Below are 26,403 nucleotides of genomic sequence, written 5' to 3' on the forward strand. Positions count from 1 at the left end.
GGCTGTTTCCTCAGAGCGGGATGTTGTCGTGCTTCTTCCACGGGTTCTCGAGCTGCTTGTTGCGCAGCTTGCGAAGTCCGAGCGCGATACGCCGGCGCGTGGAATGCGGGTAGATGACTTCGTCGATGTAGCCGCGGCTTGCAGCGACGAAGGGGTTGGCGAAAGCGTCTTCGTATTCCTGCGTGCGCTGCGCGATCTTTTCCGGATCGTCGGCATCGCGGCGGAAGATGATCTCGACCGCGCCCTTGGCGCCCATCACCGCGATCTCGGCGGTCGGCCAGGCGTAGTTGAGGTCGCCGCGCAAGTGCTTGGGAGCCATGACGTCGTAGGCGCCGCCGTAGGCCTTGCGGGTAATGACGGTGATCTTGGGCACGGTAGCCTCGGCATAGGCGAAGAGCAGCTTCGCGCCGTGCTTGATGATGCCCTTGTGCTCCTGGTCGGTGCCCGGAAGGAAGCCCGGCACGTCGACGAAAGTCAGGATCGGTACGTTGAATGCGTCGCAGAAACGCACGAACCGCGCTGCCTTGCGGCTGGCATTGATGTCGAGCACGCCTGCCAGTACCATCGGCTGGTTGGCAACGACGCCGACGGTCCGGCCCTCGACCCGGCCGAAGCCGCAGATGATGTTGCCTGCGAAGGATGGCTGGATTTCGAAGAAGTCCTCCTCGTCCACGACCTTCCGGATGAGTTCGTGCATGTCGTAAGGCTGGTTGGCGTTGGCCGGTACCAGCGTGTCGAGGCTCGTCTCCTGCCTGTCCCACGGGTCCGCGCTGGGCCGCGCGGGCACTTCCTCGCGGTTCGAAAGCGGCAGGTAATCGAAGAAGTCGCGTACCGCGAGCAGCGTCTCGATATCGTTCTCGAGCGCGAGGTCGGCGACCGAGGTCTTGCTTGTGTGCGTGATCGCACCGCCCAGTTCCTCTTGCGTGACGACCTCGTTGGTAACGGTCTTCACGACGTCGGGTCCGGTCACGAACATGTACGAACTGTCCTTCACCATGAAGATGAAGTCGGTGATAGCGGGAGAATAGACCGCGCCGCCCGCGCAAGGCCCCATGATGAGGCTGATCTGCGGGATGACGCCGGAGGCGAGGACGTTGCGCTGGAACACTTCGGCATATCCGGCAAGCGAGGCGACGCCTTCCTGGATGCGCGCTCCTCCCGAATCGTTGAGGCCTATGACCGGCGCGCCGTTCTTGAGCGCCATGTCCATGATCTTGCAGATCTTCTGCGCGTGCCGTTCGGAAAGCGAGCCGCCGAAGACGGTGAAGTCCTGGCTGTAGACGAAGACCAGCCGCCCGTTGATCGTGCCCGATCCGGTGACCACGCCGTCGCCGGGAATCTGCTGTTCCTGCATGCCGAAATCGATGCAGTTGTGCTCGACGTAAAGGTCGAATTCCTCGAAGCTTCCCTCGTCGAGCAGGATTTCCAGCCTTTCGCGCGCCGTCAGCTTGCCCTTGGCGTGCTGGGCGTCGATCCGCTTCTGTCCCCCGCCCATCTTGGCCGCATCGCGGCGCCTCTCCATTTCGGCGATGTTGGCTGACATGGGTGCGGAATCCTCCCGGCGATTGAAAGTACGTGCGCCTAAGGCACGGTTGGGGCGGGACCGTCAATAGCCTAGCCCCGGCCATAAGATCAGGTTGTCGACGCAAAACCGCAACCTGAAGGCCATATTCGCCCTGATTTGCGCGATTCGGCCCTCAGCGCATCAGCACGAGTTCCTCGGCCATCGTCGGGTGGATGGCGACGGTGGCGTCGAAATCCTCCTTGGTTAGCCCGGCCTTCACCGCGATGGCGGCAGCCTGCATGACTTCGGGAGATTCCGGCCCGATCATGTGCAGGCCGACAATCTTGCCGGTGTCGGCGTCGCATACCATCTTGTAGAGGCCGCGCTCGTTCCGCCCCGCGACCACGTGCTTCATGGGACGGAAGTCGCTTTCATAGACCTTGATCGAACCGTACTGGTTGCGCGCCTCACCCTCGGTCAGGCCCACGCCCGCAAGCGGAGGATGGCTGAATACTGCGGACGGGATACATCCGTAATCGACGCTGGTCGGCTTGTTGCCGAAGACCGTATCGGCAAAGGCCTGCCCCTCGCGGATTGCGACGGGGGTCAGCTGGACGCGACCGGTGACGTCTCCGACCGCATAGATGTTCTCGACGTTGGTCTTCGAGAACCTGTCGACCTTGATCTCGCCCTTGTCGCCCAGTTCGACCCCGGCATTCTCGAGGCCGAGTTCCTCGGTGTTGGGCACGCGGCCTGTCGCGAACATGACGCAATCGACTTCCAGCGGCTCGTGGTTGGTCATCTCGACCTTCAGGCAACCATTGTCGGTCTTCTCGATGCCGCGGAATTCGGCATTGAAGCGGAACTGGATCCCCTTCATCAATGAAATCTGAAGCAACCGGTCGCGCAAGCTCTCGTCATAGCCGCGAAGCAACTGGTCCGAACGGTTGATCAGCGTGACCTTGCTGCCGAACTGGTGGAAAATGCCGGCGAACTCGTTCGCGATGTAGCCCGCCCCCGCGATCAGGATGCGCGGCGGAAGAGCGTCGAGATGGAACGCCTCGTTCGAAGTGATGCCCAGTTCGTGTCCCGGGCAATCGGGTACGTGCGGTCGCGCGCCGGTGGCGATCAGGATATACTTGGCAGAAACCGTCTTGCCGCCGGCCAGCGTGATCTCGTTCGGCCCGCTGATCGTGGCGCGTTCGTGGATGATCTCGACCCCGTGGTTGTCGAGCGTCTGGGTGTAGAGGCCGTTCAGGCGATCGACGTCGCCCAGCACGTGATCGCGCAACCGTACCCAGTCGAACGTACACTCTCCGACGTCCCAGCCGAACTGTCGCGCGTCCTCGAGGTCCTCGGCGAACTGCGCGCCGTAGACGAGCATCTTCTTGGGCACGCAGCCGCGTATCACGCACGTCCCGCCGACCCTGTGCTCTTCCGCCACAGCCGTCTTCGCGCCGTGAGAGGCCGCGACCCGGCTGGCGCGAACGCCGCCCGAGCCTGCCCCGATCACGAAGAGGTCGTAGTCGTATTCCGCCATCGAATGCTCCAGATTGCTTGCCTGATTGCCTGAAAGTCCGGCCCTCGAACGGACCGGCGCGCTATTTGATTCCCGCCGCCTCGAGCAACGCCTCGGTCGACGCATCGAAGCTGGTGTTGCCCGCCTCGATCTGCTTGGCAATGGCCTTGCCCAGTTCGACGCCGAACTGGTCGAAGGGGTTGATGCCCATCAGAACCGCGTTGGCGAACGTCCGGTGCTCGTGAAAGGCGACGATGGCGCCGAACGTGGCCGGAGTGAGTTCGTCGAGCAGAATCGTCGCCGAAGGCCTGTCGCCCGGATAGGCGCGTGCCGGATCGTCGCTGTCCTTGCCCGCCATCAGCGCCGCTCCCTGCGCGAAGCAGTTCGAAAGAAGGATGCGGTGATGGGCGGTATCGAGTTCGTCGCCCGGCGCAATCGCCGCGATGAAATCGACAGGGACCAGGTTCGTACCCTGATGGAGTAGCTGGAACACCGCGTGCTGGGCGTCGGTGCCGACGCCGCCCCAGGTAATCGGCGCGGTTGGACCGCCGACGGCATCCCCCCCGGCGGTCACCGACTTGCCGTTCGATTCCATTTCGAGCTGCTGCAGGTAGTCGGGCAGCAGCGCCAGCCGTTCGTCGTAGGCGAATACCGCACGTGTCTGGCAACCGCGCAAACGCGTGTAGTACTGGTCCGCGAATGCCGCACGCAGCGGCAGATTGTCCGCGCCGTCCGTCTCGGCGAAGTGCCGGTCGACGACCGCCGCACCTTCGAGCATTTCGGCGAAGTCGGGCCAGCCCAGCGCGATCGCGACAGGAAAACCGATCGACGACCACAGCGAATAGCGCCCGCCCACGCTTTCCGGAAACGGCAGTATGCGTGTTTCGTCGACACCCCATTCGACTGCCTTTCCGGGCGAGGCGGTGAGCGCGACGACGCGTCCGTAGGGGTCCGAAACGCCGTTCTCCTCCAGCCACGCCAGCGCGCTGCGCGCATTGGTCATCGTCTCGATTGTCGTGAAGGTCTTCGAGGCCACGGCGACGAGCGTGGTTGCAGGATCGCAGGCGGCAAAAGCCTCCTCCAGAGCGCAACCGTCGATGTTCGATACGACGTGCACGTCGACCATCGCGCCGTCGCGCGCCAGCGCATCGACCGCAAGCGCCGGTCCGAGCGCCGAACCGCCGATGCCGACGTGAATGAGGTGCTTCACCTCGCCGAGCGCGCCCTGGTGTATCGCCGAAACGAGCGACGCCATGCGCCGGTGGAAGTTCTGCGCCTCGGCGACGCTCTCCTCGGCCCCGAGGCCACGCTGCGCGGTGTGTTCGGCAGCCCTGCCCTCGGTCACGTTGACGACCTCTCCGCTCAGCAGCGCCTTGCGCTTGCCGGCGAAGTCCATCGTCCGGGCGAGCTCGGCAAAGGCCTTGAGGTGCACCTCGTCGAGATGGGTCTTGGCCCAGTCGAACCGAATCGACCCCCCCGGCACATCGAGCGTCGAGCACAGCGAGGCCAGCCGGTCGCTCTCGCCAGCGAAGAGCATGGTGAGCGTGGGCTTGGGAAGTTCCTCCAGCTCCTGCCAGATTTCGCTTGCGGGTCGGGCCATGTCGTCCTCCAGTTTGATGCGTCGCGGTATATGCAGGTTGCGCGTTGCAAGGCAAAGGCGCATCCAGTTCATCGCTAACGCCCGGTTCACCGCCCGGGTGCCAAATGCGCCGCAGTGGGACAGAAGCCGGCCCTTTCCCGGCATAAGGCTTGACGGAAGGAGCCGCGCCCAACATGGACCTGCCCATGACCGACACCGCCCCTGCCGAGGCTCCAGATACCGATGCGAAACCGGAGAAGAAGGAGGAGAGCTTCTTCGTCTACCTGCTGAAGCTCGCGCTGATCGTGATCATCTTCCGCAGCTTCTTCTTTTCGCCGTTCAACATTCCCAGCGAATCGATGCTGCCGCGGCTGCTCAACGGCGATTACCTGCTTGCCTCGAAATGGTCCTACGGCTTTTCGCGCTATTCGCTGCCGTTCAGTGTGCCGCTGATCCCGGGCCGGATCTTCGCGAGCGAGCCCGATCGCGGCGAGGTCGTTATCTTCAAGGCCCCGCCGGGCAACGACACCGACTACATCAAGCGCGTGATCGGACTTCCGGGCGATACCGTCGCCATGCGCGAGGGGCGGCTGTGGCTCAACGGCAAGGCGATCCCGCGCGAACGCATCGGCAATTTCCAGGTGCCGGTATCGCCCAACACCCGCTGCTACGTCTCCCGGTTTCAGGAGCGAAGCGCAGACGGTACCGAAGTATGCAGCTACCCCCAGTTCCGCGAGACCCTGCCCGGAGGCAAGAGCTACAACATCCTCGACCTCGGCACGACGCCGCAGGACAATTTCGACCCGTTCGTCGTGCCCGCCGGCCACATGTTCCTGATGGGCGACAACCGCGACAATTCGCTCGACAGCCGGTTCCCCGCAATTCCGGGCCAGGGCATCGGGATCGTCCCGCAGGACAATCTCGTCGGCAAGGCGGCGGTAATGATGTTCTCCACCGACGGTTCGGCCGAATGGCTGCTGCCCTGGACATGGTTCACGGCGGCACGCTGGAACCGGATCGGCGGCACGTTCTGACGACCATGATCGAGGATGCGACGCGCAACTTTCTTGTGCGACTGGCCGGACAGGAGCCGAAAGACGAAGCCGTCTGGGCCGAGGCGCTCACCCACGGCAGCACCGGCGAGCCGCGCGACTACCAGCGGCTTGAATTTCTCGGCGATCGTGTCCTCGGCCTCGTTGTCGCACAATGGCTGTTCGAGAAAAGCGGCGCGGCGGAAGGAAAGCTCTCGCAGCGCCTGAACGCGCTGGTAAGCAGGGCCATGTGCGCCAGGATCGCGCGCGCACACGAACTCGGCCCGCACATCCGCCTCGGCAAGCAGGCTCGCGACGACGGCGGGCAGGACAGCGAGAACATCCTGGGAGACGTGATGGAAGCCCTGATCGGCGCCTGCTTCGTCGAGAACGGCTTCGAAGCGGCGCGCGAGATGGTCCGGGCGCTTTGGGACGAGGAAGTCGAGGGCAAGGCCGGAAGTTCGAAGCACCCCAAGTCGGCGTTGCAGGAGTGGGCGGCAGGCAACCGGCGCAGGATGCCCGAATATCGTCTCGTCGATCGCTCCGGCCCCGACCATGCCTCGAAGTTCACCGTTGAGGTTGCGGTGAACGGTGTCGGCGATGCCCGGGCGACCGCATCGAGCAAGCAGGAAGCCGAAACCCAGGCCGCCGCCGAATTCATGAGGAAATTCGCATGACACGATGCGGTCTCGTCGCCGTGATCGGCGCGCCCAACGCAGGCAAGTCGACGCTCGTCAACGCACTGGTCGGCCAGAAGGTCGCGATCGTCTCGGCCAAGGCGCAGACTACGCGCGCGCGGCTGATGGGAATCGCGCTTGCCGGCGAAACCCAGATGATCCTCGTCGATACGCCGGGCATCTTCGCGCCGAAGCGCAGGCTCGATCGCGCGATGGTCTCGGCGGCGTGGGAAGGCGCGCAGGAAGCCGATGCGATCCTGCTGGTGGTCGATCCGGTGAAACAGCGCCGCCACGAACTCCTGCCGCTGATCGAGGCGCTGAAGGACCGTCCCGAGCGCAAGCTGCTGGCTATCAACAAGGTCGATGCAAGCGCGAAGGAGCCGCTGCTCGAACTGGCGCAGGAACTGGCAGGACTTGCCTCTTTCGACGAGATTTTCTTCGTATCTGCGTTGACCGGGGACGGCATCGCCGACCTCAGGGACCGTCTGGCCGCCATGATGCCCGAAGGCCCGTGGCACTACCCGGAAGACCAGGTCTCCGATGCCAGCGAGCGGCTGCTGGCCGCCGAGATCACCCGTGAGCAGCTGTACCGCCAGCTTCACGAGGAACTGCCCTACGACAGTGCGGTGCGGCCCGAAAGCTACACGCAGCGGCGCGACGGATCGGTGGAGATCCGCCAGCAGATCGTGGTCGTGCGCGACAACCAGCGCGCCATCGTGCTCGGCAAGGGCGGGCAGAAGATCAAGGCGATCGGCGAGGCGGCGCGAAAGGAACTGTCCGAGCTGCTCGGCCAGAAGGTACACCTCTTCCTCCACGTGAAGGTCGAGGAGAACTGGGCCGAGGCCCGCGACCTCTACGAGGACATCGGGCTCGACTGGGTCAGGTAGGCGCGGCCCCTATTCGCCGTCCGTCGCTTTCTTGGTCGCCGCTTCCTTTTTGGCCGGAGCCTTTTTCGCGGCGGTCTTCTTCGGAGCGGCCTTCTTGCGCTTTTTCTTCGCCGGCCCCTTTGCGGCCTTCTCGTCGATCAGGCGGACCGCCTCTTCCTCGGTCAGGTCTTCGGGCTTGCTGTCTCGCGGCAGCGTGGCGTTGACGTTGCCGTCGGTCACGTAAGGCCCGTACCGGCCCGACATCAGCCTGATCTCGCCGCCGCTGGTCGGATGGGCACCGAAGGTCTTGATCGGCTCGGCCTTCTGCCGCCCGCGCCCGCCCTTCTGCGCCGCTTCCGCAAGCATGGTTACGGCCGCGTTCATCCCGGTATCGAAGACGTCGCGCGTCGACTGGAGACGCGCATACTTGCCATCGTGCCTGAGGTATGGGCCGTAACGCCCTATGTTCGCTTCGATGTCGCTGCCCGTTTCCGGATGCTGCCCGACGATGCGCGGCAGGCTGAGAAGCTTCACCGCCCAGTCGAGCGTCAGCTCGTCGATATCCTTCGGGATCGAGGAGCGTGCCGCTTCCTTGCCCTCGCCCATCTGAACGTAGGGGCCGAACCGCCCGGTCTTGCGCATGATCGGCTCGCCCGTTTCCGGGTGCTTGCCGATTTCGCCATCGTCGGCACTTGCCTCCGGACCTCCGGGCTGTGCGAACTTGCGAGTGTACTTGCACTCAGGATAGTTCGAACAGGCGATGAACGCGCCGTACCGTCCGCCGCGCAGCGACAGCTTGCCATCGGCGCATTGCGGGCAGGCGCGAGGATCGGTGCCGTCGTCCTTCGGCGGGAACAGGTACTCGGACAGGAACTCGTCGAGCGCCTCGGTCACTTCGGAGGGCATGCGCTCCATGACCTCGTCCGACTTCGGCTTGAAATCGCGCCAGAAGGCATCGAGCACAGCCTTCCACGCGGCCCTGCCACCCGAAACGTCGTCGAGTTCGTCCTCCAGCCCCGCAGTAAAGTCGTAAGCCACGTAGGTGGGGAAGAAACGCTCCAGAAATGCTGTCAGCAGTCGCCCCGATTCCTCTGCAAAGAAACGGTTTTTCTCGGTGCGTACATAGTCGCGGTCCTTGAGGACCTGGATCGTGGCTGCATAGGTCGAGGGCCGGCCGATGCCCAGCTCCTCGAGCCGCTTCACCAGCGAGGCCTCCGAATAGCGCGGCGGCGGCTGGGTAAAGTGCTGGTTGGCATCGACGCCCTTCTTTGCCGGCGCATCGCCCTTCGAAAGCGCGGGTAGCAGGCCGCTGTCCTCATCGCCGTCCTTGCCCGAACCCTTGTCGTCCAGGCCCTCCTCGTAGACCGCGAGGAAGCCCGGGAACTTCACTACCTGCCCGGTCGCGCGCAATTCGTGCCGGCCCGTGCCATCGCGCATGGTCACGGTGGTGCGCTCGATGCTGGCGGATGCCATCTGGCTCGCCATCGCACGCTTGAAGATCAGGTCGTAGAGCCGCGCCTCGTCTCCCGAACCGTGACGGTCCTTGGTGAATTCGGTAGGCCGGATCGCCTCGTGCGCTTCCTGGGCATTCTTCGCCTTGGTGCTGTAATGCCTCGGTTTTTCGGGAAGGTAGTGCCCGTCGTAGCGGTCGCTGATCGCCTTGCGCGCGGCCGAGATTGCCGAGGGGTCCATCTGGACGCCATCGGTTCGCATGTAGGTGATCGCGCCCGCCTCGTAGAGCGTCTGGGCAACGCGCATCGTGTGGCTTGCAGAAAAGCCGAGCTTGCGCGCAGCCTCCTGCTGCAGCGTCGAGGTGGTGAACGGCGGCTGCGGGTTACGCCGGGTCGGCCTGGTCTCGACATCCTCGACCTTGAACGCGCCGCTCTCGACGGCCGCCTTCGCGCGCTGTGCCGTGCCCTCCTCACCGATGCTCAGCCGCTCGAGCTTCTCGCCCTCGAAGCGCACGAGGCGCGCGTCGAACGCGGTGCCGTCCTGTTCGAGATGGGCTACCACCGACCAGTATTCCTGCGGCCTGAACGCCTCGATCTCGCGCTCGCGGTCGACGATCAGGCGCAGCGCCACCGACTGCACCCGCCCCGCGCTCTTCGCACCGGGAAGCTTGCGCCACAGGACCGGCGAAAGCGTGAAGCCGAACAGGTAGTCGAGCGCGCGGCGCGCCAGGTACGCATCGATCAGGTCCTGATCGAGCTCGCGCGGCTTCGCCATCGCGGACGTGACCGCATCCTTGGTGATCGCGTTGAACGTCACGCGCCGCACGTCCTTGGGCAGCGCGCGGCGCTTGCCGAGCAGTTCCTGAACGTGCCACGAAATCGCCTCGCCCTCGCGGTCGGGGTCGGTGGCGAGGATCAGGCTGTCGGCGCTCTTGGCCGCGTCGGTGATCGCGCGGACCTGCTTCTGCTTGTCGCCGTATAGCTCCCAGTCCATCGCGAAGTCCTCGTCCGGGCGGACCGAGCCGTCCTTGGGCGGCAGGTCGCGGACGTGACCGTACGAAGCGAGGACCTTGTAGTCCTTGCCGAGGTACTTCTCGATTGTTTTCGCCTTCGCGGGCGATTCGACGATGACCAGTTGCATTGTGTTCCGGAAAGATCCCTTACGCGTGTACGCACGTACGAGGGTGGGAACGCACCGCCCGTTTCGTCAAGAGGAGAGCGAAACTCTACCGCCGGCATGGCGCACGAGGCGACCGGCGATCTCGAGTTCGAGCAGGGCAAGCTGGACCGCCGCCGCGCCCTCGCCCGACTGGCGGATGATCTCGTCGACGAACACGGGCGCGGTGGTGAGCAGCCCGGCAATATCGGCGGGCCCCTCGTCCGCGACGGGTGCATCTTCCGGAATCCATGTCGGCACCGCTTCGCGAAAGGTGGATCGCCGCGCCCCGTCGAAGCCCGTGAGCAACTCGATGACGTCCTCGGGCGACTGTACCAGGATCGCGCCGTCGCGGATGAGCTGGTTGCACCCCCGGCTGCGCGAATCGAGCGGCGATCCGGGTATCGCCATCACCTCGCGCCCGGCCTCGCCGGCAAGCCGCGCGGTAATGAGCGAGCCCGATTTGGGCGCGGCCTCGACGACGAGCGTACCCGCGGCGAGCCCGGCGATGATGCGGTTGCGCGAAGGAAAATGGCGCGCAAGCGGTTCGGTGCCGGGGGGTTGTTCGGCGACAAGCAGACCTTCGCTCGCCACCTGTTCCTGCAAGTCCGCGTGCTCGGGAGGATAGGCGATGTCGATGCCGCTGGCGATCACGCCGACGGTGCCGCCACCGCCCGAACCCGCAGACAGCGCGCCGCGATGCGCAGCACCGTCGATGCCGCGCGCGAGCCCCGACACGACCGCGAAGCCCTCTTCGGCCAGCGCAGTGGCCAAATCCCGTGCCAGCTTGACGGCCGCCGCCGAGCAGTTCCGCGCACCGACCATCGCAACGGCGGGCCTCCCCGCAACCGAAACGTCGCCGCGCACGGTGAGGATCGGCGGAGCGCTCTCGATTTCAGCGAGCGGCGGAGGATACTCGGGCGAACCGAGGAAAAGGTAGCGCGCTCCCGCTTTCTTCACCGCAGCGATCTCGTCCTCGATCCGGTCGGCGGGCGCGGCGCGATAGGCCTTGCCGCCACGCGCCGCGAGGTCGGGCAACGCATCGAGCGCGTTCGCCGCGTTTCCGAAGCGGGCAAGGAGCTGTCGATAGCTTACCGGCCCGATATTCGGCGAGCGCAGCAGCCGGATGCGGGCGAAGGCCTCGTCGCGCGTCATCGTAGTCTGCTCGCTCAAGGTCCGGATCCTCCGACGCGGGGCTCGGTGCCGGCGCGAATACGCGCGATGTTGGCCCGATGAAGAACGACCACGGCCAGCGCGATCAGTGCGAGCACCGACACGAAGCGGGCGTGCCCGGTCGCGGCAGCGGCAAGCGGCGCGACGATCGCGGCGGTCATCCCGGCCAGCGAGGAAATACGCGTAATCGCCAGCATCGCGAGCCAGACGAGCGCGTAGGCGATGCCCACCGGCCAGGCGAGGCCGAGGGATATGCCCGCCGTGGTCGCAACACCCTTGCCTCCCCGAAGGCGCAGCCACACAGGAAAGCAATGGCCGAGGAAGGCACCGCCCGCCGCGAATGAGACGAACTCGGGAAACCACTGCCAGGCAAGAAACACCGCGAAGTACCCCTTGGCGAGATCGAGCAGCAGGGTGGCCGCGGCCAGGCCCTTGCGCCCCGTCCGCAGCACATTCGTCGCGCCGATGTTGCCCGAACCGATCTTGCGCAGGTCGCCCGTGCCGGTGATCCGGGTGAGGAGCAAGCCGAAGGGGATCGAGCCGAGTGCGTACCCGGTGAGCAGGGCCAAGAGCCAGTCCATTCCGATTCCCTAAACCGATTCGAAGAGAATAGCGAAGCCTGCGGATTCCCTTTTGCGCATCGAGGCCCTAAGAGGCGACGGAGGATGCGAGCGAACGGAATTTCAGGCCCTTGAACGACAGCATTGACCCCGCATCGCCTATCCTCCTGTTCGACTCCGGTGTCGGTGGCCTTTCCGTTCTCGCGGAAGTTCGCAGCCTCATTCCGCAGGCCCCGGTCATCTATGTCGCGGACAACGGCGGCCTGCCCTACGGCACCAAGACCGAAGCGCAGGTCGCGGCCCGGGTCGCGGGGCTGCTTGGACGGCTGACCGAGCGCTATCGCCCCCGCCTTGCCTGCATCGCCTGCAACACCGCATCGACGATCGCGCTGGGGATGGTGCGCGAGGTGCTGCACGTGCCGATCGTCGGAACCGTGCCCGCCATCAAGCCCGCCGCCGCCCTGACGCGCTCCGGCACGATAGGACTGCTCGGCACCGAGGCGACGATCCGGCAAGCCTACGTCGACAATCTCGAGCATGAATTTGCGCAAGGGAAATCGCTGCTTCGCCATGCAGCCCCCGAACTTGTCGAGGCGGCCGAAGCGTCGCTGCGCGGGGTCGAAGCCGATCCTGACGTATTCAAGCGAGCCGTTGCAGGCCTGCGCAGCCAGCCTGGCGGGGACGAGATCGATACGGTCGTGCTCGCCTGCACGCACTTCCCGCTGGTCGAGGGCCAGCTTGCCTCGGCCTTTGGCGACGGCATCGTGTTCGTGCATGGTGCCAAGGGCATAGCCCGCCGGATCGCTTCGCTGACGCAGGGACAGGATTTCGCGCGCAAAAAGCCCGATTTGCTGGTATTCACGGCGGACGGCGGAGAAGAATCCGCGTTGCTCGAAACCGCAAGGCGGTACGGTTTGGAGAGGACCGAAACGATTTGACCAAGCGCTTCAACGTCTGGCTTCTGGCGGCGCTGATCGTAATCGTTCCTGCATATTTTATCGTGTTTCTCGACAAGCGCGCAAGCGAGGTCGAACTTCCGCGAATTACGCTAGCCGATCTGCGCGAAGTCGCAGCGCTTCCTGGTGGCGAACTGCCCGTGTCCCTGCGCGTGGAACGAACCCGCACCGAAAACGAGATGGGAAACATCGTAGCTGCCGGAGCCGGTTTGCGTTTCGACAAGCTGTCCGAGATGGCCTTCCTGGCAAGCTTCGAGGACCGCGCGCCCGTCGTCGTCGAGACCAGCGGCGAGGCGGCGGGCGACCCGGGCAATCCGGTTTCGCGCGAACGCCTCGAGATCGCGCGTGCGTCGTCGCAGGCAGTTTTCCGCCTGGATTCCGTGCAGTCCGACGATCGCCTCGACGCCGTGGCGCCCGGCGTGGTCCTGATCAGGACGGATGCCCCCTCGCAAGGCAACGCGATGGCATACGTGCGGCTTCGCGACGGGCGCGAATACCTCCTGGCAGGCGATGTCGCGCCGCTGTCGATAAGCTGGATGCAGGCGCGTCCTCCGGCGCGGTACGTCGACCTGTTCCGCTCGGAAATCGACCGCTCTGCCACGCTCGCATGGCTGCGCTGGATCAGGCGGCTGAAGGCCGAAAACCCGCAGGTCCGCATCATCGCCGGCCGCGATTTCGGACGCGTCGTATCGCCGAAGACGAAGACCGGGATCGGCTATCCATTCCCGCAACCGGAAGCATCGGAAAAGGCGCTGGAAATGCGCGAGGCGATCCGGTAATGCGCAGCCGATGAGCCAGCCGCGCGGGGCGCGAAGGCACAGCAATGGACTGCCGACAGTGAATTACGATCAGGTTTTCGACCAGGCCATCGAGCGCTTGCATGCCGAAGGACGGTACCGCGTCTTCATCGACATCCTGCGCAACAAGGGCGCTTTCCCCAATGCACGCTGCTTTGCGGGTCACAACGGGCCGAAACCGATCACCGTCTGGTGTTCGAACGACTACCTCGCGATGGGCCAGCACCCGAAGGTGGTCGCCGCCATGGAAGAGGCGCTCCACGACGTGGGCGCCGGATCGGGCGGAACGCGCAACATCGGCGGCAACACGCACTACCACATCGAGCTGGAGCGCGAACTTGCCGATCTGCACGGCAAGCAGGGCGCGCTGCTCTTCACCAGCGGCTACGTCTCGAACGACGCGACCCTGTCCACGCTGGCCAAGCTGCTGCCGGGCTGCGTCATCTTCTCCGACGAGCTGAACCACGCGTCGATGATCGCGGGCATCCGCAATTCGGGTTGCGAGAAACGCGTGTTCCGTCACAACGACGTCGGACACCTCGAAGAATTGCTCGCCGCCGAGGATCCCGACCGGCCCAAGCTGATCGCGTTCGAGAGCGTCTATTCGATGGACGGCGACGTGGCACCAATTCACGACATCTGCGACCTTGCCGACAAGTACAATGCGCTGACCTATATTGACGAGGTCCACGCGGTCGGCATGTACGGCCCGCGCGGCGGCGGCATTTCCGAACGCGACGAGGCCGCGCACCGCATCGACATCATCGAGGGTACGCTGGGCAAGGCGTTCGGTGTCATGGGCGGCTACGTCGCCGCCGACACGCGGATCATCGACGTCATCCGATCCTATGCGCCGGGGTTCATCTTCACCACCTCGCTTTCGCCGGTACTCGTCGCGGGCGTGCTCGCCTCGGTCCGCCACCTCAAGCAATCGAGCGAGGAACGCGACGGGCAGCAGGCGGCGGCCAAGGCGCTGAAGGCGATGTTCCGCGAAGCCGGCCTGCCGGTGACGGATTCGACCACACACATCGTGCCGTTGATGGTCGGCGATCCGGTCATGGCCAAGCGGATCAGCGACATCCTGCTTGCCGAGTACGGCGTCTACGTGCAGCCGATCAACTTCCCGACCGTTCCGCGCGGTACCGAGCGCCTGCGCTTCACGCCCGGTCCGGCCCACACTCCGGAAATGATGCGGGAACTGACAGAAGCGCTCGTCGAGATCTGGGACCGGATGGAAATGAAGCTGGCCGCCTGACGGCGGCGTCCGATCAGTCCCTGGCCGGCACCATCAGCGTATCGGCCGGTACCGTCTGCAACAGCGTGCTTGCCGTGCTGCCGAGCGTAAGGTCGCGCAGGCCGCCCTGCCCGTGCGAGCTGAGCGCGACGAGATCATACTCGTCCTCTTCCACCGCATCGGCCACGGCCTTGTCCACGGGTCCGTAGGCGATCTTCCCGGTGATCCGCTCGCCAAGCGCCGCGACGATGTCCGGATCGGAGAGAAATTCATCGAGTTCGCGCTGGTTCGATTCCTTGGCATCGTCCTTCACGTAGTCGGCGGTCTGCCAGCCTTCATAGGGCACGTGATAGGCGTGGAGGACGTGGATCGTCGTCTTCGGGAACAGCCTGGCAGCAGCGATCAGCGCCTCCTTGGAATGCTTCGAGAAGTCGCTGGGCACAAGAATCTTGCGATAGTCCTCGTGCGGGCGCTGCTTGACGACGATGACCGGTGCTTTGGCATTCCTGATGACGTGATCCACGGCGGTGCCGAGAAAATAGTCACGCAAGTCGTTGTAGCGCGCCACCGCGACGACGATCACGTAGGCACCCTGATCGTCGGCTGCCTGACAGATAGCCTTGGGAGGCGATCCGTGGGCCAGGATGATGTCCACCTCGTCCTCGCCCAGCGGCATTGCATCACGGACCTGAGCGATGGTCCGTTCTTCGTGCTCGGCCGACGCGCTGTCGGGATCGACGACATGGACAACCTTGACCGGCCGCCCCGTCTTGCGACCCAGTCGCACCGCCCGGTCGACCGCGCGATCGCTTCGCGAATGAAGATCGGTGGCAACGACGATCGGGCCTGCGGTCATGGACGGTCCTCCTGTTCCGGTTCAGGCCGCAAGGTGCCCGGATCGGAACAGGAATCAACCGTTTTCCGGCAATTCTCCGGAAAGCACAGGCCCGAATCCGAGCTCAGCGAAGCGAAACGACGTTATCCGATGCGCGCGGATCGGGACGGTCGCCGCGATAAAGGCTGGCCATCGGCTCGTCCGCGACGTCGAAGGCCTCGGCCTGGCCGAAACCGTTGAACGCGGTCCGCATCGCGGCACCATAAGCGCCCAGCATGCCGATTTCGATGTAGTCGCCCGCGCGGATGTCCGATGGCAGGACGAAAGGACCTTCCATGTAGTCCGCATCGTCGCAGGTCGGCCCGTAGAACGCGAAGTCCTCCACCGACTCGTCCCGGCCCTCGGCCAGGCAGCGAACCGGAAAACGCCAGCCGACGTGCGCTGCGTCGAACAAGGCGCCATAGGCGCCGTCGTTGATGTAGAGTTCGTTGCCGCGTCGCTTTTCCACCCTGACGATGAGCGAGTTGTACTCGGCGCACAGCGCGCGCCCCGGCTCGCACCAGAGCTCGGCGTTGTAGGCGATGGGAAGCGCCTCGAAGTGGCGGTGAATGATCGCGAAGTAGTCTTCGAGCGGGGGCGGTTCCATGCCCGGATAGACAGACGGAAAGCCTCCGCCGACATCGATCATGTCGATGACGACGCCCGCATCGGCAATCCCTGCGCGGACGCGGTCGAGCGCCTGGACATAGGCAAAGGGCGTCATCGCCTGGCTGCCGACGTGGAAGCACACGCCCAGCCAGTCCGCCACCTGCCGCGTCTCCTGGAGAAGCGGCGGCGCATCGACGAGGTCGACGCCAAACTTGGAGGCGAGGCTCAGTTCGGAATATTCGGACGACACGCGCAAACGAACGCACAGGCGCAGGTCCGCAGCCTCGTTGCCCTGCTCGTCGGTGGTCGCAGCGACGATCTTCGCAAGCTCTTCCGTGCTGTCGAGGCTGAACGTCCTGACCCCGTGCCTGAAGTACGCCTCGCGAATGGCACTCGCGGTCTTGACCGGGTGCATGAAGCACAGCGTCGCTTCGGGGAGCGCGTCGCGGACCAGCCTGACTTCGGCGATCGAGGCGACGTCGTAATGCGTGATGCCCGCCGCCCACAGGATGGGCAGCAGGTCCGGCGAGGGATTGGCCTTTACCGCATAGAGCGACTTGCCCGGAAACTTCTGCGCGAAGAATCGGGCGGCGCGACCCGCAGCGTGCGGGCGGTTCAGGATTACGGGTTCATCGGGCGCTACAGCGCCAACTACAGCCGATGCGTCAGGATGGATGTACAACTCAAGGGACCCCCAACGGTAAGTTCAACAATGGCTGCCTTGCGGTTTGGAAGTCCCCTTGGGGCAGCGGAGGGCGGATATAGGGCCGTGCGAGTGAATCGCAAGCGAAAATGGGGTCGTGTTTTCACAAAACTGCAACAATTTCGCTCCCCTCCGTCACGGGGCTGTCAGACAACCGTCGCACTATGCCGACGAGCCACGCATCGGCGCGCTGGCGGCGACTTGGAGGGGGCAACGCACGGTGTCGGACGCAAGTTCCGACCCGAACCGCCCGATCCGACGATGCGGGGCGGAAACCGGTCGAGTTCAGCTGAGCCGGTCGCGGAAGTCCGGGTAGTCGAATCGCTTCACGCACTCGAGCGCGTCGGTCTCCGAATCCCACAGCCAGATCGACGGAAGCGGGACACCATTGAAGGTCGTCGTCTTGACCATCGAGTAATGCGCCTGGTCGAGAAAGGCGATGCGGCGTCCCGGCTCCGCCGGAACCGGAAGCCGGTAGTCGCCGATGACATCGCCCGCCAGGCACGACGGCCCGCCGAGCCTGACCGCGCCCGCGTCGATGGAATCGTCGCTCGCATCGGCGAACGTGCCCTCGACCGGCTCCTCGCCGAGCATCGCGGGACGATAGGGCGCTTCCAGCACGTCGGGCATGTGACAGGTCGCGGAGATGTCGGTGATGGCAAGCGGCATGCCGTTCCAGTGCGTGTCGAGGATCGTGCCGACCAGGATTCCCGCATCGAGCGCCACTGCCTCGCCCGGCTCCATGTATATCTCCGCGCCCGTTTCCTCGCGAATGCGCAGGAGGAAATCGACCAGCTCGTCGCGCTGGTAGTCGCTGCGGGTGATGTGGTGCCCCCCGCCCAGGTTGATCCACTTGAAGTGCCCGAACCACTGCTCGATGTGCGGAACGAGTGCGTCCCACGTGCGCTCGAGCGGCGCGAAGTCCTGCTCGCACAACGTGTGCATGTGGATGCCGTCGACCAGTTCGACATGTTCGTCGTCGAGCTGGTCGACCGGGAAGCCCAGTCGCGAATGCGGGGCGCAGGGATCGTAGCGGGACACGTCTCCTTCCGGATGGAGCGGATTCACACGCAGCCCCAGGTCGAAGTCGCCGCCGGTTGCCCTGCCCTGCTCCAGGATCGCCCAGCACCGGGAAAGCTGAGCCGGCGAATTGAAGATGACGTGATCCGAAAGGCGGCAGATTTCCACGAGCTCGTCGGGCTTGTACGCGGCACAGTACGTCGCGATTTCGCCGTCGTAGAATTCGGATGCAAGCCGCGCCTCCCACAGGCCGGAGGTGCACACCCCGTCGAGGTATTCGCCGATGATCGGCGCAACCGACCACATCGAGAAGGCCTTGAGCGCGGACAGCATCCTGATCCCGGCCCTGTCGCGCACGTCGGCGAGCATCCGCAGATTGTCCCGAAGCTTCGCGGCATCGACCACGAACGCGGGACTGTCGACGCGCGACAGGTCGAAACGCGCGAATGCGCCCGGATCGCCAGCCCTGGTTTCCATCAGAACGGCAGTGGTCCGTCGAGTTCCTCGACCTTCCACGGCAGTCCGTGTTCGTTCAGCATGTCCATGAACGGATCGGGATCGAACTGTTCCATGTTGAAGACGCCCTCCCCCTTCCACTTGCCGGTAAGCATCATTGCCGCGCCGATCATCGCGGGCACGCCGGTGGTGTAACTCACCGCCTGGTTCCCGGTTTCCGCGTAGGCGTCCTCGTGATCGCAGATGTTACGTATGTAGAAGGTCTTCTCGCCCGATCCGTCGAGCGCCTCTCCCGTCGCGATATCGCCGATGTTCGTCTTGCCTTTCGTCGTCGAACCGAGGCTGGCGGGTTCGGGAAGAACGGCCTTCAGGAACTGCAGCGGGATGATTTCGTGCCCCTGATACATCACCGGGTCTATGCGGGTCATCCCGACGTTCTGCAGCACGGTCAGGTGCTTGATGTACTCGTCGCCGAAGGTCATCCAGAACCGCGCGCGTTCCATCTCGGGCACGAAGCGGGCGAGGCTTTCGAGCTCCTCGTGGTACATCATGTACATGTTCTTTGGGCCGACCGCCTCGAAGTCGAACTCTCGCTTCACCGCCATGGCAGGCGTTTCCACCCACTCGCCGTTCTCCCAATGACGTGCGGGTGCTGTGACTTCTCGGATATTGATCTCCGGGTTGAAGTTCGTCGCGAACGCCTGTCCGTGATCGCCCCCATTGCAATCGAGAATGTCGAGCGTGCGGATGGTCTTCAGCCTGTGCTTCTTGAGCCACATCGCGAACACGCTGGTGACGCCGGGATCGAAGCCTGAGCCGAGCAGCGCCATCAGGCCCTTTGCCTTGAAGCGGTCGTGGTATTCCCATTGCCACCTGTATTCGAACTTCGCCTCCTCGCGCGGTTCGTAATTGGCGGTGTCCATGTAGTCGACGCCGGTCCTGAGGCACGCCTCCATGATGGCGAGATCCTGGTAAGGCAGTGCGAGGTTGACGACGAGCCTGGGGTCGACCTTCTCGATCAGCTTCGTCATCTCGGCGATTTCCTCGGCGTCGACGGCGTATGTCGGTACGGTCACACCGGTGCGCTCCCTCACCGAGGCGGCGATGGCGTCGCACTTGGAAACGGTACGGCTGGCAAGGTGCACTTCGGAAAAGATGTCCGGATTCATCGCCATCTTGTGGACCGCTACCGAACCGACGCCGCCAGCGCCGATGACAAGGACCTTGCTCACACCATTCTCCTTCGGAATTACCGTGCCGGGCGATATAGGCCCCATCCATGACAACTCAACCGATGCGCTCGCCGACGGCCGAAGGCGTTCGCCGCGCGGCGGACAAGATCGCGGCGATCCTGCCACCCACTCCGCTGCTCCCGCTTGAAATTGCGGGGACCACGATCTGGTGCAAGGCCGAATGCCTGCAGCCGGTCGGCGCCTTCAAGATCAGGGGCGCCTGGCACCGTCTGACCGACCTTTCGAAAGCCGAGCGCGCGGCGGGCGTCGTCGGCGTGTCGAGCGGAAATCACGCACAGGGCGTGGCCTGGGCCGCCCGCCAGCTGGGCATCGCGGCCACCATCGTGATGCCTTCCGATGCGCCTCCGGTGAAGATCGAGGGGACAAGGGCGCTCGGCGCGGAGATCGTCACCTACGATCGCTTGACCGGCAACCGCGAGCAGATCGCGCGTTCGCTTGCCGAGGAACGCGGGGCGACACTCGTCCACGCCTTCGCGGATCCGTGGGTGATCGAGGGACAGGGCAGCGCCGGCATCGAGATCGCCCGGCAGATGGCCGAACGCGGGCTTGGCGAGCCGCGTCGCATTGTCGCGCCGTGCGGCGGTGGCGGGCTGTCGGGAGGCCTGGCGCTCGCCTGCCCCGATGCCGAGATCGTGCCGGTCGAGCCCGAGGGTTGGGACGACGTAAAGCGCAGCATCGCGGCGGGCGAGATCGTCGACGTCGGGCCTAACCCTCCGCCGACCGCCTGCGATTCGCTGCAACCGATGGCCACGCAGCAGATCAACTTCGCGATCATCAAGGAGCGATGCGCCTATGGCCTTGCCGTCTCGCCATGCGAAGTCGAAGCAGCGCAGCGCCTGGCATTTCAGCGTCTTCGGCTCGTAGTCGAACCGGGCGGTGCGGCAGCGCTCGCGGCGGTGATGGCCGGTAAGGAGCGCGCCGACGAAGCGACCGTCGTCATCCTGTCTGGCGGCAACACGGATCCCTCGGCATTTGCCAAGGTGCTCACAAGCGGCGCGTGAAGTTCGAGCGCGATTGACAAGGCCATTGCCCGCCAACACTCTCCGCGCCGATGTCCGCCCCGGTGCGGACGAGGGGGAGAGATTCGATGATCGGACTGGAAATCCTGCAGCCAGCGGCGGCGCTGCTGGTCTGGACCATGCTCGTGCTGCTTTGGATGACCGTCCAGCGCGCGAGCGGCTTCAAGAAGGGAAAGGTGGACATCGCCAACGCCAAGCCCGGAACGCGCGGACCCGACTTCGCCGCGCAGAACCCGGACTTCCGGGACTGGGCGGCCCACAACTACGCGCACCTAATGGAACAGCCGACGATCTTCTATCCGACGGTGCTCATATTCGCGCTCGTCGGGGCCGCGCCGCTCGATATCATGCTTGCCTGGGTCTACGTAGCGCTACGCGTCGTCCACTCGATCTGGCAGGCCTCGATCAACACCGTCCCGGTACGCGCGACGCTGTTCCTCGTCTCCAGCCTCGTGCTGATGGTCCTGATCATCAGGTTGCTGCTGGCGGTTTTTTGACGAAAAGGCTTGCCATCTCGACGTGGGTTGACCAGCGGAACTGGCCGACGGGCCTCAGTTCCGCAAGTTCGTACCCGCCCTCGACGAGCGCTGCGGCATCGCGCGCCCAGCTCGACGGGTTGCAGCTCACGTAGACCACGCGCGGCACCTTGCTTTGCGCGATCAGGCTCACCTGTTCCTTCGCGCCAGCACGTGGCGGGTCGAGCAGGACGGCTGCGAAGCGGTTTAGCTCGTCCACCTGCAACGGGTTGCGGAAAAGGTCGCGGTGAAGCGAATGGACGGGCTTGCGGGAGCTTCCCGCTGCTGCCTTGCAGGCCAGATGCGCGTCGCGCGCGGCTTCGGCGGCGAGCACCTTCGCCGGGCCCGCCAGCGCGAACGCGAAGGTGCCCAGTCCTGAAAACAGGTCGGCGACAGTCTCGCTGCCATCGAGCCATTCTCGCGCGGCTTCGGCCAGCGCGGCCTCGCCGTCGGCGGTCGCCTGGAGGAACGCGCCCGGCGGGTACGGAACGCTGGTTCCGGCGAGCGACACGGTGACCGGGTTCGGCTCCCACATCGCTTCCGGGCCATATCCCTGGTCGAGCACGAGGCGCGCAAGGCCATTGTCCCGGGCGAAATCGAGCATCGCTTCGGTCGCGGCCAGCCCTTCGACGGTGAGGCCTTTCAGTCCGACATCGACGCCCTGTTCGGTCAGCGCGAGATCGACATCGACGGCAAGCCGGCCGTCAAGCCGGGCGAGCATGCGGCGCAACGAATCCACGAGTGCGAAAAGGCGCGGGTCCAGTACGTGGCATTCGGCCATGTCGACGATGCGATGCGAGCCGCCCTCGCGAAAGCCGATGGCGATGCGACCGCCGACGCGTGCCGCGTGAAGCGTCGCCCGGCGGCGCGAGAAAGGCGGCGAGAGATGCGATGGAAGCAGTTCGCTCGGCTCGATCTCCTGTCCCCGTGCGGCGTTGATAACGCGGTCGGTCACGAAACCGACAAGCGTTTCCTCGTCGAGATGCTGGAGCTGGCAGCCGCCGCATTTCCCGAAGTGACGACACGGCGCTTCGGCATGGTGGGGGCCGTGTCGCAGCGAACCATCCGCCTCAAGAACGTCGCCCGGAGCTGCGCCCGGCACGTGGCGGCCGTCCCCGGTTACGCCGTCGCCCCTGGCGGCGACGCGAACAATCGTGCCGGAATCGGTCACAGGCAGGCGGCAAGCGCCGTGGGGACCGCGTTCGCGAGTTCGCCGGCGGTGAAGGCGGGTCCAAGCCCGCGCGCCGCTTCGGCATGGATCCAGACGCCCTCGCAAGCCGCCTCGAACGACTCGGCACCCGCCGCCACGCGGCTGGCGACAATGCCCGCCAGCACGTCGCCCGTGCCGGCCGTGGAAAGCCAGCTTGTCGCCGGGCCGGCGCAAGCGATCCGTCCATCGGGGGCCGCGACAACCGTATCCGGCCCCTTGGCGACGATCACCATGCCGCTGTCCGCTGCAAGCGCCCTCGCCCGCTCGACTTTCGAGCCAGAGCCTTCGAGCCCGAAATTGCGCTCCAGCGTGGCGAGTTCGCCTTCGTGAGGCGTCGCGACGGTCGCTGCCTGCCGTTCGGAAAGCTGCCGTTCGCCCAGCAACACGAGCGCATCGGCATCGAGCACCACCGGCACCGGATCGGCCAGCGCGGTTGCGAGCCGCTCGCGCGCAGTGCCGCTTCGCCCGAGGCCCGGACCGACGAGAACGGCGGTGTTGCGGTCGTCGGTAAGCACGCTCGACAGCTTGCCGCCATCAACGACCAGATCGGGAGAGGCGCCTGCCGCGCCCTGCCCGAACAGCTTGACGTAGCCCGCCCCGGCTCCTTGCGCGGCGATGCATGCCAGCACGGCGGCTCCGGGCATGTCGCCGCCGACGACCGCGAGCAACCCGCGCTTGTACTTGTGCGCATCGGCGGCAGGCGCGGCGATGCGCGGTCTTTCGATCCGCCGGGCCGCGCCGGAGACCGCTTCGATCCCGATGGGCACGAGCCGCGTCTCGCCCATGTTCGCGCTCGCCGGCATGAGGAAATGCGCGTATTTCCAGGCCCCGAGAGCAACGGTGAGATCGTAGCGCGGCAATCCCTCGTCGAGCAGCATGCCGCTGTCGGACCGGACCCCGCTGGGCAGGTCTATGGCGACCGAGTGGCGATGATGCTTTGCAAGCCTGCAAAGCAACGCCGCGAGATCGTCGCCAAGTGGTCGGGCAAGACCGCTACCGAAAAGGCAATCGACCAGCACTTCGCCGTGCGGGTCGGCGTCGGGGCCGAGCACTTCGCCGCCGAAAAGCGATCGCGCGCGAAGGGCCGCGTCGGTTTTCGGCTCGATTGCCGCGATAACGCGCGCACTGCCGCCGCGCTCGCGGATCGCCTCCGCGATGACATACCCGTCGCCGCCGTTGTTTCCCGGCCCGCACAGGACCGTCACCGGGCGATGCGCGGCCAGTCGCCAGACAAAGTCCGCAGCGCCCCGCCCGGCGATCTGCATCAACGCATGGACATCGATGCCCGCATCCATCAACGCCTGTTCCGCCGCCTGCATCTGCGCGACGGTGACGATCTGGGCGTCACTCCTGCTCATTCGACCTCATGGTCGCGGGAAAGCGATAGCGGTCTTCGCCTACCGCGACTTCCAGCTTGCCGTCCGCCAGTTGCGTCTGCGCCGGATCGGCCCCGTCCGCCACGGTGACGCCGCGCCCGTCCCTGACCACATCGAAGCGCCGGAACGCGCCGTCGGGATGGCGGACCACCAGCGAAAGCGCGCCGTCCCTCGAAACCCGGTCGACGGCGCAGGCTTCCGCGAAATCGGTCGCTCCCGCGACCGCGCACTCGATGTGCTCGTCGCCTTCCGCGACTTCGGGAATGTCTGCGGAGGACGAACAGCCGGCAACAGCCAGCGTCGTCGCGAGCGACAGGAGGGCGAGGCTAGATGTCCGCGAAGACATGGGTCTCGGCCTTCGCGCCGGGATGGGTCACCGCGCCCTTGCTGGCGGGGCCGACGTTCTGAGCATAGCGCCACAGCGCGCCCGAGTTGTAATCCGTCCCGCGCGGCTTCCAGCCCTTGCGGCGCTCGGCAAGCGTGGCTTCGTCGACCTCCAGCTCGATGGTGCCGGCCTCGGCATCGATGGCGATCACGTCGCCGTCTTCGATCAGGCCAATGGGTCCGCCGACCGCCGCTTCCGGGCCGACATGGCCGATGCAGAAGCCGCGTGTCGCGCCCGAGAAGCGACCGTCGGTGATGAGCGCGACCGACTCGCCCATGCCCTGCCCGTATAGCGCCGCGGTCGTGGCTAGCATCTCGCGCATGCCCGGGCCGCCCTTCGGGCCTTCGTTCCGGATCACGATGACGCAGCCTTCGACGATGTTACGCGCCTCGACTGCCGCGAAGGCGTCCTCCTCGCATTCGAACACGCGCGCAGGGCCGCTGAACTGAAGCGTCTTCATGCCCGCGACCTTCACGATCGCCCCGTCCGGAGCGAGCGAGCCGCGCAGGCCGACGACGCCGCCGGTCGGCGTGATCGGGCTCTTCACGTCGTAGATTACCTTCTGGTCGGGGTTCCAGGTGATCTCCTCGATGTTCTCGCCCAGCGTCTTGCCGGTGACAGTCATCGGTTCGGGATCGATCAGCCCGCCGTCGAGCAGGGTCTTCATCACCATGTAGACGCCGCCCGCTTCGTGCATGTCCTTGGCAACGTACTTTCCGCCGGGCTTGAGGTCGGCAACATAGGGCGTCGACCTGAATATCTCGGCTACGTCGAACAGGTCGAATTCGATGCCGCATTCGCTTGCCATCGCGGGCAGATGCAGCGCCCCGTTGGTCGACCCGCCGGTCGCGGCGACCACGCGCGCCGCATTGCGGAAGGCAGCCGGCGTGCAGATGTCGCGCGGGCGGATGTTGCGCTCGAGCAGGGTCATGACCTGCCGACCCGCCGCAACCGCGATTTCCTCACGCGACTTGTAAGGAGCAGGGGCCATATTACTGTTGGGAAGCGACAATCCGATCGCTTCGCCAACGCAGGCCATCGTGTTCGCGGTGAACTGACCGCCGCAGGCTCCGTGGCCCGGGCAGGCCGCCTTCTCGATCGCGTGCACTTCCGAAAGCGGGCATCCGCCGGCTGCGTAACGCCCCACGACCTCGAACACGTCCTGCACGGTAAGGTCGTCGCGGTCCTTGTAGTGGCCGGGAAGGATGGAGCCGCCGTAGACGAAAATCGAAGGCACGTTCAGTCGCAGCATGGACATCATCATGCCCGGCAGCGACTTGTCGCAGCCGGCGAAGCCGACGATCGCGTCGTAGCAATGGCCGCGAACCGAAAGCTCGACCGAATCGGCGATGACTTCGCGGCTGACCAGCGAGCTTTTCATGCCCTGATGGCCCATCGCGATGCCGTCGGTGACGGTGATCGTGTTGAAGCGGCGCGGAGTGCCGCCGCCTTCTATCACCCCGCCACGCGCGATATCGGCCTGCGCATCGAGCGTGGTGTTGCACGGCGCGCTGTCGTTGCCTGCCGAGACGACCGCGACGAACGGGCGCGCGATCTCTTCCTCGGTCATCCCCATCGCATAGTAGTAGCTGCGGTGCGGCGCGCGCTCCGGCCCGACCGAGACATGGCGGCTGGGCAGTTTCGACTTGTCGAACTTGGCTGTCACGTGACTTCCCCTTCCTCGCCGCCGCTCTTGCGAGGTTTAGGGGTGCGGTCAAGTGAGCGAAAGCGCAACTTCGTTGCAAATCCGCGAAAGCCGCGTGGCCCATTCGTCGTGTCCGGGTGCATCGGCGATCAGGTCCTGCCGGATTTCGAGGTAGAGATAAGGCCTGCCCTCGTTCTCGAAATGGCGGGCGATGACGGCATTGTAGTCCTTGCCCGAGTAGGGAAGCTGGTCGCCCACGTGGAGCCCGTCGGCCTCGAGCAGCGGCTGTGCAAGCCGCGCGCCGCGGGCGTCGCGGTCGTATAGAAGCCCGCACTGCCATGGGCGCGAGCTGTCGGGATCGCTGGCCAGTTGCGGCGTGAAGCTGTGCAGGATGAGCGTCAGCATCGGCGGATGCTCGGCGAGCATCCGGTCGAGCGCTTCGTGCCAGGGCGCGTGAAACCGCGAGAGGCGCGCCTCCCGGTCGATCCCGACATTGCCAGGAATGGTGCGACCGTCGCTGCGCTCGGGAATCGCGGCGGGATCGTCGGCGTGGCGGTTGGTATCGCACACCAGGCGGCTGACGTTGCCGAGGAATGCCGCAATGCCGTCCTTGCGCGCCATCCGCTCCGCCACTGCGGCGACGCCGATGTCGTAGGCGATATGTTCACGCATCAGCCCGGCGTCGATGCCGAGGTCGATATCGTCGGGCACACGGTTCGATGCATGGTCGGCGACGATCAACAAGCCGCCGAAACGCGGCGTCCCGACAAGCCTCGCTGCTCGATCGGTATCGCCGTCAAACATCTCGCTTACCCCCCCACTTTTTCCAACCGTG

At 65.4% G+C, this 26,403-nt stretch carries 23 protein-coding genes; 8 read left to right on the top strand and 15 right to left on the bottom strand.

From position 1 onward, the window contains the following. Positions 1-10: 10 nt before the first annotated feature. From FHS75_RS04490 to pgi, 3 genes are all read right to left on the bottom strand, one after another. On the bottom strand, positions 11-1,543 hold the full coding sequence (locus FHS75_RS04490) for an acyl-CoA carboxylase subunit beta (RefSeq protein ID WP_179406484.1): 1,533 nt from the start codon (positions 1,541-1,543) through the stop codon (positions 11-13). Positions 1,544-1,697: 154 nt separating this feature from the next. After that, a complete protein-coding gene (gene gor, locus FHS75_RS04495; protein WP_179406485.1) occupies positions 1,698-3,044 on the bottom strand; it encodes a glutathione-disulfide reductase in 1,347 nt (448 codons plus the stop codon). Positions 3,045-3,105: 61 nt separating this feature from the next. Further along, positions 3,106-4,623 carry a glucose-6-phosphate isomerase gene (pgi, locus tag FHS75_RS04500; RefSeq protein ID WP_179406486.1) on the bottom strand — a complete coding sequence of 506 codons (1,518 nt, stop codon included), beginning with the start codon at positions 4,621-4,623 and terminating at the stop codon, positions 3,106-3,108. 185 nt (positions 4,624-4,808) lie between these two features. Between pgi and lepB the strand changes: the two genes are divergently transcribed. The 3 genes from lepB to era are packed head-to-tail and all read left to right on the top strand — an operon-like array spanning position 4,809 to position 7,197. Continuing rightward, positions 4,809-5,636, top strand: coding sequence for a signal peptidase I (lepB, locus tag FHS75_RS04505; protein WP_179406487.1), 828 nt, complete (start codon positions 4,809-4,811; stop codon positions 5,634-5,636). A 5-nt stretch (positions 5,637-5,641) separates the two neighbouring features. Then, positions 5,642-6,310, top strand: a complete 669-nt coding sequence (gene rnc, locus FHS75_RS04510; RefSeq protein ID WP_179406581.1) for a ribonuclease III — start codon at positions 5,642-5,644, stop codon at positions 6,308-6,310. After that, on the top strand, positions 6,307-7,197 hold the full coding sequence (era, locus tag FHS75_RS04515; protein WP_179406488.1) for a GTPase Era: 891 nt from the start codon (positions 6,307-6,309) through the stop codon (positions 7,195-7,197). The genes rnc and era overlap by 4 nt, the downstream gene beginning before the upstream one ends. 9 nt (positions 7,198-7,206) lie before the next feature. Here the strand turns inward: era and topA are convergent, their stop codons facing one another. The 3 genes from topA to plsY all read right to left on the bottom strand — a co-directional run bounded on the left by topA (position 7,207) and on the right by plsY (position 11,537). Then, on the bottom strand, positions 7,207-9,768 hold the full coding sequence (gene topA, locus FHS75_RS04520) for a type I DNA topoisomerase (RefSeq protein ID WP_179406489.1): 2,562 nt from the start codon (positions 9,766-9,768) through the stop codon (positions 7,207-7,209). A 66-nt stretch (positions 9,769-9,834) separates the two neighbouring features. Next, the gene (dprA, locus tag FHS75_RS04525) at positions 9,835-10,938 is read right to left on the bottom strand and encodes a DNA-processing protein DprA (protein WP_179406582.1); all 1,104 of its coding nucleotides are present in this window, start codon (positions 10,936-10,938) and stop codon (positions 9,835-9,837) included. Positions 10,939-10,952: 14 nt separating this feature from the next. Continuing rightward, positions 10,953-11,537, bottom strand: a complete 585-nt coding sequence (gene plsY / locus FHS75_RS04530; RefSeq protein WP_179406490.1) for a glycerol-3-phosphate 1-O-acyltransferase PlsY — start codon at positions 11,535-11,537, stop codon at positions 10,953-10,955. 110 nt (positions 11,538-11,647) lie between these two features. On the opposite strand from plsY, the gene murI reads away from it, so the two are divergent. The 3 genes from murI to hemA are packed head-to-tail and all read left to right on the top strand — an operon-like array spanning position 11,648 to position 14,524. Then, complete coding sequence (murI, locus tag FHS75_RS04535; protein WP_218845099.1) at positions 11,648-12,454, top strand: glutamate racemase; 807 nt, start codon at positions 11,648-11,650, stop codon at positions 12,452-12,454. Further along, positions 12,451-13,251: a hypothetical protein gene (locus FHS75_RS04540; RefSeq protein ID WP_179406491.1), complete on the top strand. Its 801-nt coding sequence runs from the start codon at positions 12,451-12,453 to the stop codon at positions 13,249-13,251. Before murI ends, FHS75_RS04540 begins: the two co-directional genes overlap by 4 nt. Positions 13,252-13,309: 58 nt before the next feature. Beyond that, positions 13,310-14,524: a 5-aminolevulinate synthase gene (gene hemA, locus FHS75_RS04545; protein ID WP_179406584.1), complete on the top strand. Its 1,215-nt coding sequence runs from the start codon at positions 13,310-13,312 to the stop codon at positions 14,522-14,524. Between the two features lie 13 nt (positions 14,525-14,537). Here hemA and FHS75_RS04550 read toward each other — a convergent pair whose 3' ends face one another. From FHS75_RS04550 to FHS75_RS04565, 4 genes are all read right to left on the bottom strand, one after another. Next, on the bottom strand, positions 14,538-15,359 hold the full coding sequence (locus tag FHS75_RS04550) for a universal stress protein (RefSeq protein ID WP_179406492.1): 822 nt from the start codon (positions 15,357-15,359) through the stop codon (positions 14,538-14,540). Positions 15,360-15,462: 103 nt separating this feature from the next. Beyond that, complete coding sequence (locus FHS75_RS04555; RefSeq protein ID WP_179406493.1) at positions 15,463-16,668, bottom strand: type III PLP-dependent enzyme domain-containing protein; 1,206 nt, start codon at positions 16,666-16,668, stop codon at positions 15,463-15,465. A gap of 306 nt (positions 16,669-16,974) precedes the next feature. Next, entirely contained in the window at positions 16,975-18,186 is a 1,212-nt protein-coding gene (locus FHS75_RS04560; protein ID WP_179406494.1) for a carboxynorspermidine decarboxylase, read from the bottom strand. After that, complete coding sequence (locus tag FHS75_RS04565) at positions 18,186-19,397, bottom strand: saccharopine dehydrogenase family protein (RefSeq protein WP_179406495.1); 1,212 nt, start codon at positions 19,395-19,397, stop codon at positions 18,186-18,188. The genes FHS75_RS04560 and FHS75_RS04565 overlap by 1 nt, the downstream gene beginning before the upstream one ends. A gap of 47 nt (positions 19,398-19,444) precedes the next feature. On the opposite strand from FHS75_RS04565, the gene FHS75_RS04570 reads away from it, so the two are divergent. Together FHS75_RS04570 and FHS75_RS04575 are read left to right on the top strand one after the other, a co-directional pair. Continuing rightward, the gene (locus FHS75_RS04570) at positions 19,445-20,419 is read left to right on the top strand and encodes a threonine ammonia-lyase (protein ID WP_179406496.1); all 975 of its coding nucleotides are present in this window, start codon (positions 19,445-19,447) and stop codon (positions 20,417-20,419) included. Between the two features lie 86 nt (positions 20,420-20,505). Beyond that, on the top strand, positions 20,506-20,934 hold the full coding sequence (locus tag FHS75_RS04575) for an MAPEG family protein (RefSeq protein ID WP_179406497.1): 429 nt from the start codon (positions 20,506-20,508) through the stop codon (positions 20,932-20,934). Here the strand turns inward: FHS75_RS04575 and FHS75_RS04580 are convergent. The 5 genes from FHS75_RS04580 to FHS75_RS04600 are packed head-to-tail and all read right to left on the bottom strand — an operon-like array spanning position 20,909 to position 26,372. Next, positions 20,909-22,123 (bottom strand): class I SAM-dependent RNA methyltransferase, encoded by a 1,215-nt coding sequence (locus FHS75_RS04580; protein ID WP_179406498.1) that lies wholly within the window; start codon positions 22,121-22,123, stop codon positions 20,909-20,911. The genes FHS75_RS04575 and FHS75_RS04580 overlap by 26 nt on opposite strands. Beyond that, entirely contained in the window at positions 22,120-23,520 is a 1,401-nt protein-coding gene (locus tag FHS75_RS04585; RefSeq protein ID WP_179406499.1) for an NAD(P)H-hydrate epimerase, read from the bottom strand. The genes FHS75_RS04580 and FHS75_RS04585 overlap by 4 nt, the downstream gene beginning before the upstream one ends. Continuing rightward, positions 23,507-23,884: a hypothetical protein gene (locus FHS75_RS04590; RefSeq protein ID WP_179406500.1), complete on the bottom strand. Its 378-nt coding sequence runs from the start codon at positions 23,882-23,884 to the stop codon at positions 23,507-23,509. Before FHS75_RS04590 ends, FHS75_RS04585 begins: the two co-directional genes overlap by 14 nt. Then, entirely contained in the window at positions 23,865-25,589 is a 1,725-nt protein-coding gene (gene ilvD, locus FHS75_RS04595) for a dihydroxy-acid dehydratase (RefSeq protein ID WP_179406501.1), read from the bottom strand. The genes FHS75_RS04590 and ilvD overlap by 20 nt, the downstream gene beginning before the upstream one ends. Positions 25,590-25,637: 48 nt before the next feature. After that, the gene (locus tag FHS75_RS04600; RefSeq protein ID WP_179406502.1) at positions 25,638-26,372 is read right to left on the bottom strand and encodes an N-formylglutamate amidohydrolase; all 735 of its coding nucleotides are present in this window, start codon (positions 26,370-26,372) and stop codon (positions 25,638-25,640) included. Between the last annotated feature and the right edge of the window lie 31 nt (positions 26,373-26,403).

The organism is Novosphingobium marinum (genome assembly GCF_013408095.1).
GTDB classification, from domain to species: domain Bacteria; phylum Pseudomonadota; class Alphaproteobacteria; order Sphingomonadales; family Sphingomonadaceae; genus Novosphingobium; species Novosphingobium marinum.

What these genes read in the sequence shown, in the direction of transcription:
- FHS75_RS04490 (WP_179406484.1), bottom strand. Translation starts at nt 1,543, where the DNA reads ATGTCAGCCAACATCGCCGAAATGGAGAGGCGCCGCGATGCGGCCAAG.
- gor (WP_179406485.1), bottom strand. Translation starts at nt 3,044, where the DNA reads ATGGCGGAATACGACTACGACCTCTTCGTGATCGGGGCAGGCTCGGGC.
- pgi (WP_179406486.1), bottom strand. Translation starts at nt 4,623, where the DNA reads ATGGCCCGACCCGCAAGCGAAATCTGGCAGGAGCTGGAGGAACTTCCC.
- lepB (WP_179406487.1), top strand. Translation starts at nt 4,809, where the DNA reads ATGACCGACACCGCCCCTGCCGAGGCTCCAGATACCGATGCGAAACCG.
- rnc (WP_179406581.1), top strand. Translation starts at nt 5,642, where the DNA reads ATGATCGAGGATGCGACGCGCAACTTTCTTGTGCGACTGGCCGGACAG.
- era (WP_179406488.1), top strand. Translation starts at nt 6,307, where the DNA reads ATGACACGATGCGGTCTCGTCGCCGTGATCGGCGCGCCCAACGCAGGC.
- topA (WP_179406489.1), bottom strand. Translation starts at nt 9,768, where the DNA reads ATGCAACTGGTCATCGTCGAATCGCCCGCGAAGGCGAAAACAATCGAG.
- dprA (WP_179406582.1), bottom strand. Translation starts at nt 10,938, where the DNA reads ATGACGCGCGACGAGGCCTTCGCCCGCATCCGGCTGCTGCGCTCGCCG.
- plsY (WP_179406490.1), bottom strand. Translation starts at nt 11,537, where the DNA reads ATGGACTGGCTCTTGGCCCTGCTCACCGGGTACGCACTCGGCTCGATC.
- FHS75_RS04550 (WP_179406492.1), bottom strand. Translation starts at nt 15,359, where the DNA reads ATGACCGCAGGCCCGATCGTCGTTGCCACCGATCTTCATTCGCGAAGC.
- FHS75_RS04560 (WP_179406494.1), bottom strand. Translation starts at nt 18,186, where the DNA reads ATGGAAACCAGGGCTGGCGATCCGGGCGCATTCGCGCGTTTCGACCTG.
- FHS75_RS04570 (WP_179406496.1), top strand. Translation starts at nt 19,445, where the DNA reads ATGACAACTCAACCGATGCGCTCGCCGACGGCCGAAGGCGTTCGCCGC.
- FHS75_RS04575 (WP_179406497.1), top strand. Translation starts at nt 20,506, where the DNA reads ATGATCGGACTGGAAATCCTGCAGCCAGCGGCGGCGCTGCTGGTCTGG.
- FHS75_RS04585 (WP_179406499.1), bottom strand. Translation starts at nt 23,520, where the DNA reads ATGAGCAGGAGTGACGCCCAGATCGTCACCGTCGCGCAGATGCAGGCG.
- FHS75_RS04590 (WP_179406500.1), bottom strand. Translation starts at nt 23,884, where the DNA reads ATGTCTTCGCGGACATCTAGCCTCGCCCTCCTGTCGCTCGCGACGACG.
- FHS75_RS04600 (WP_179406502.1), bottom strand. Translation starts at nt 26,372, where the DNA reads ATGTTTGACGGCGATACCGATCGAGCAGCGAGGCTTGTCGGGACGCCG.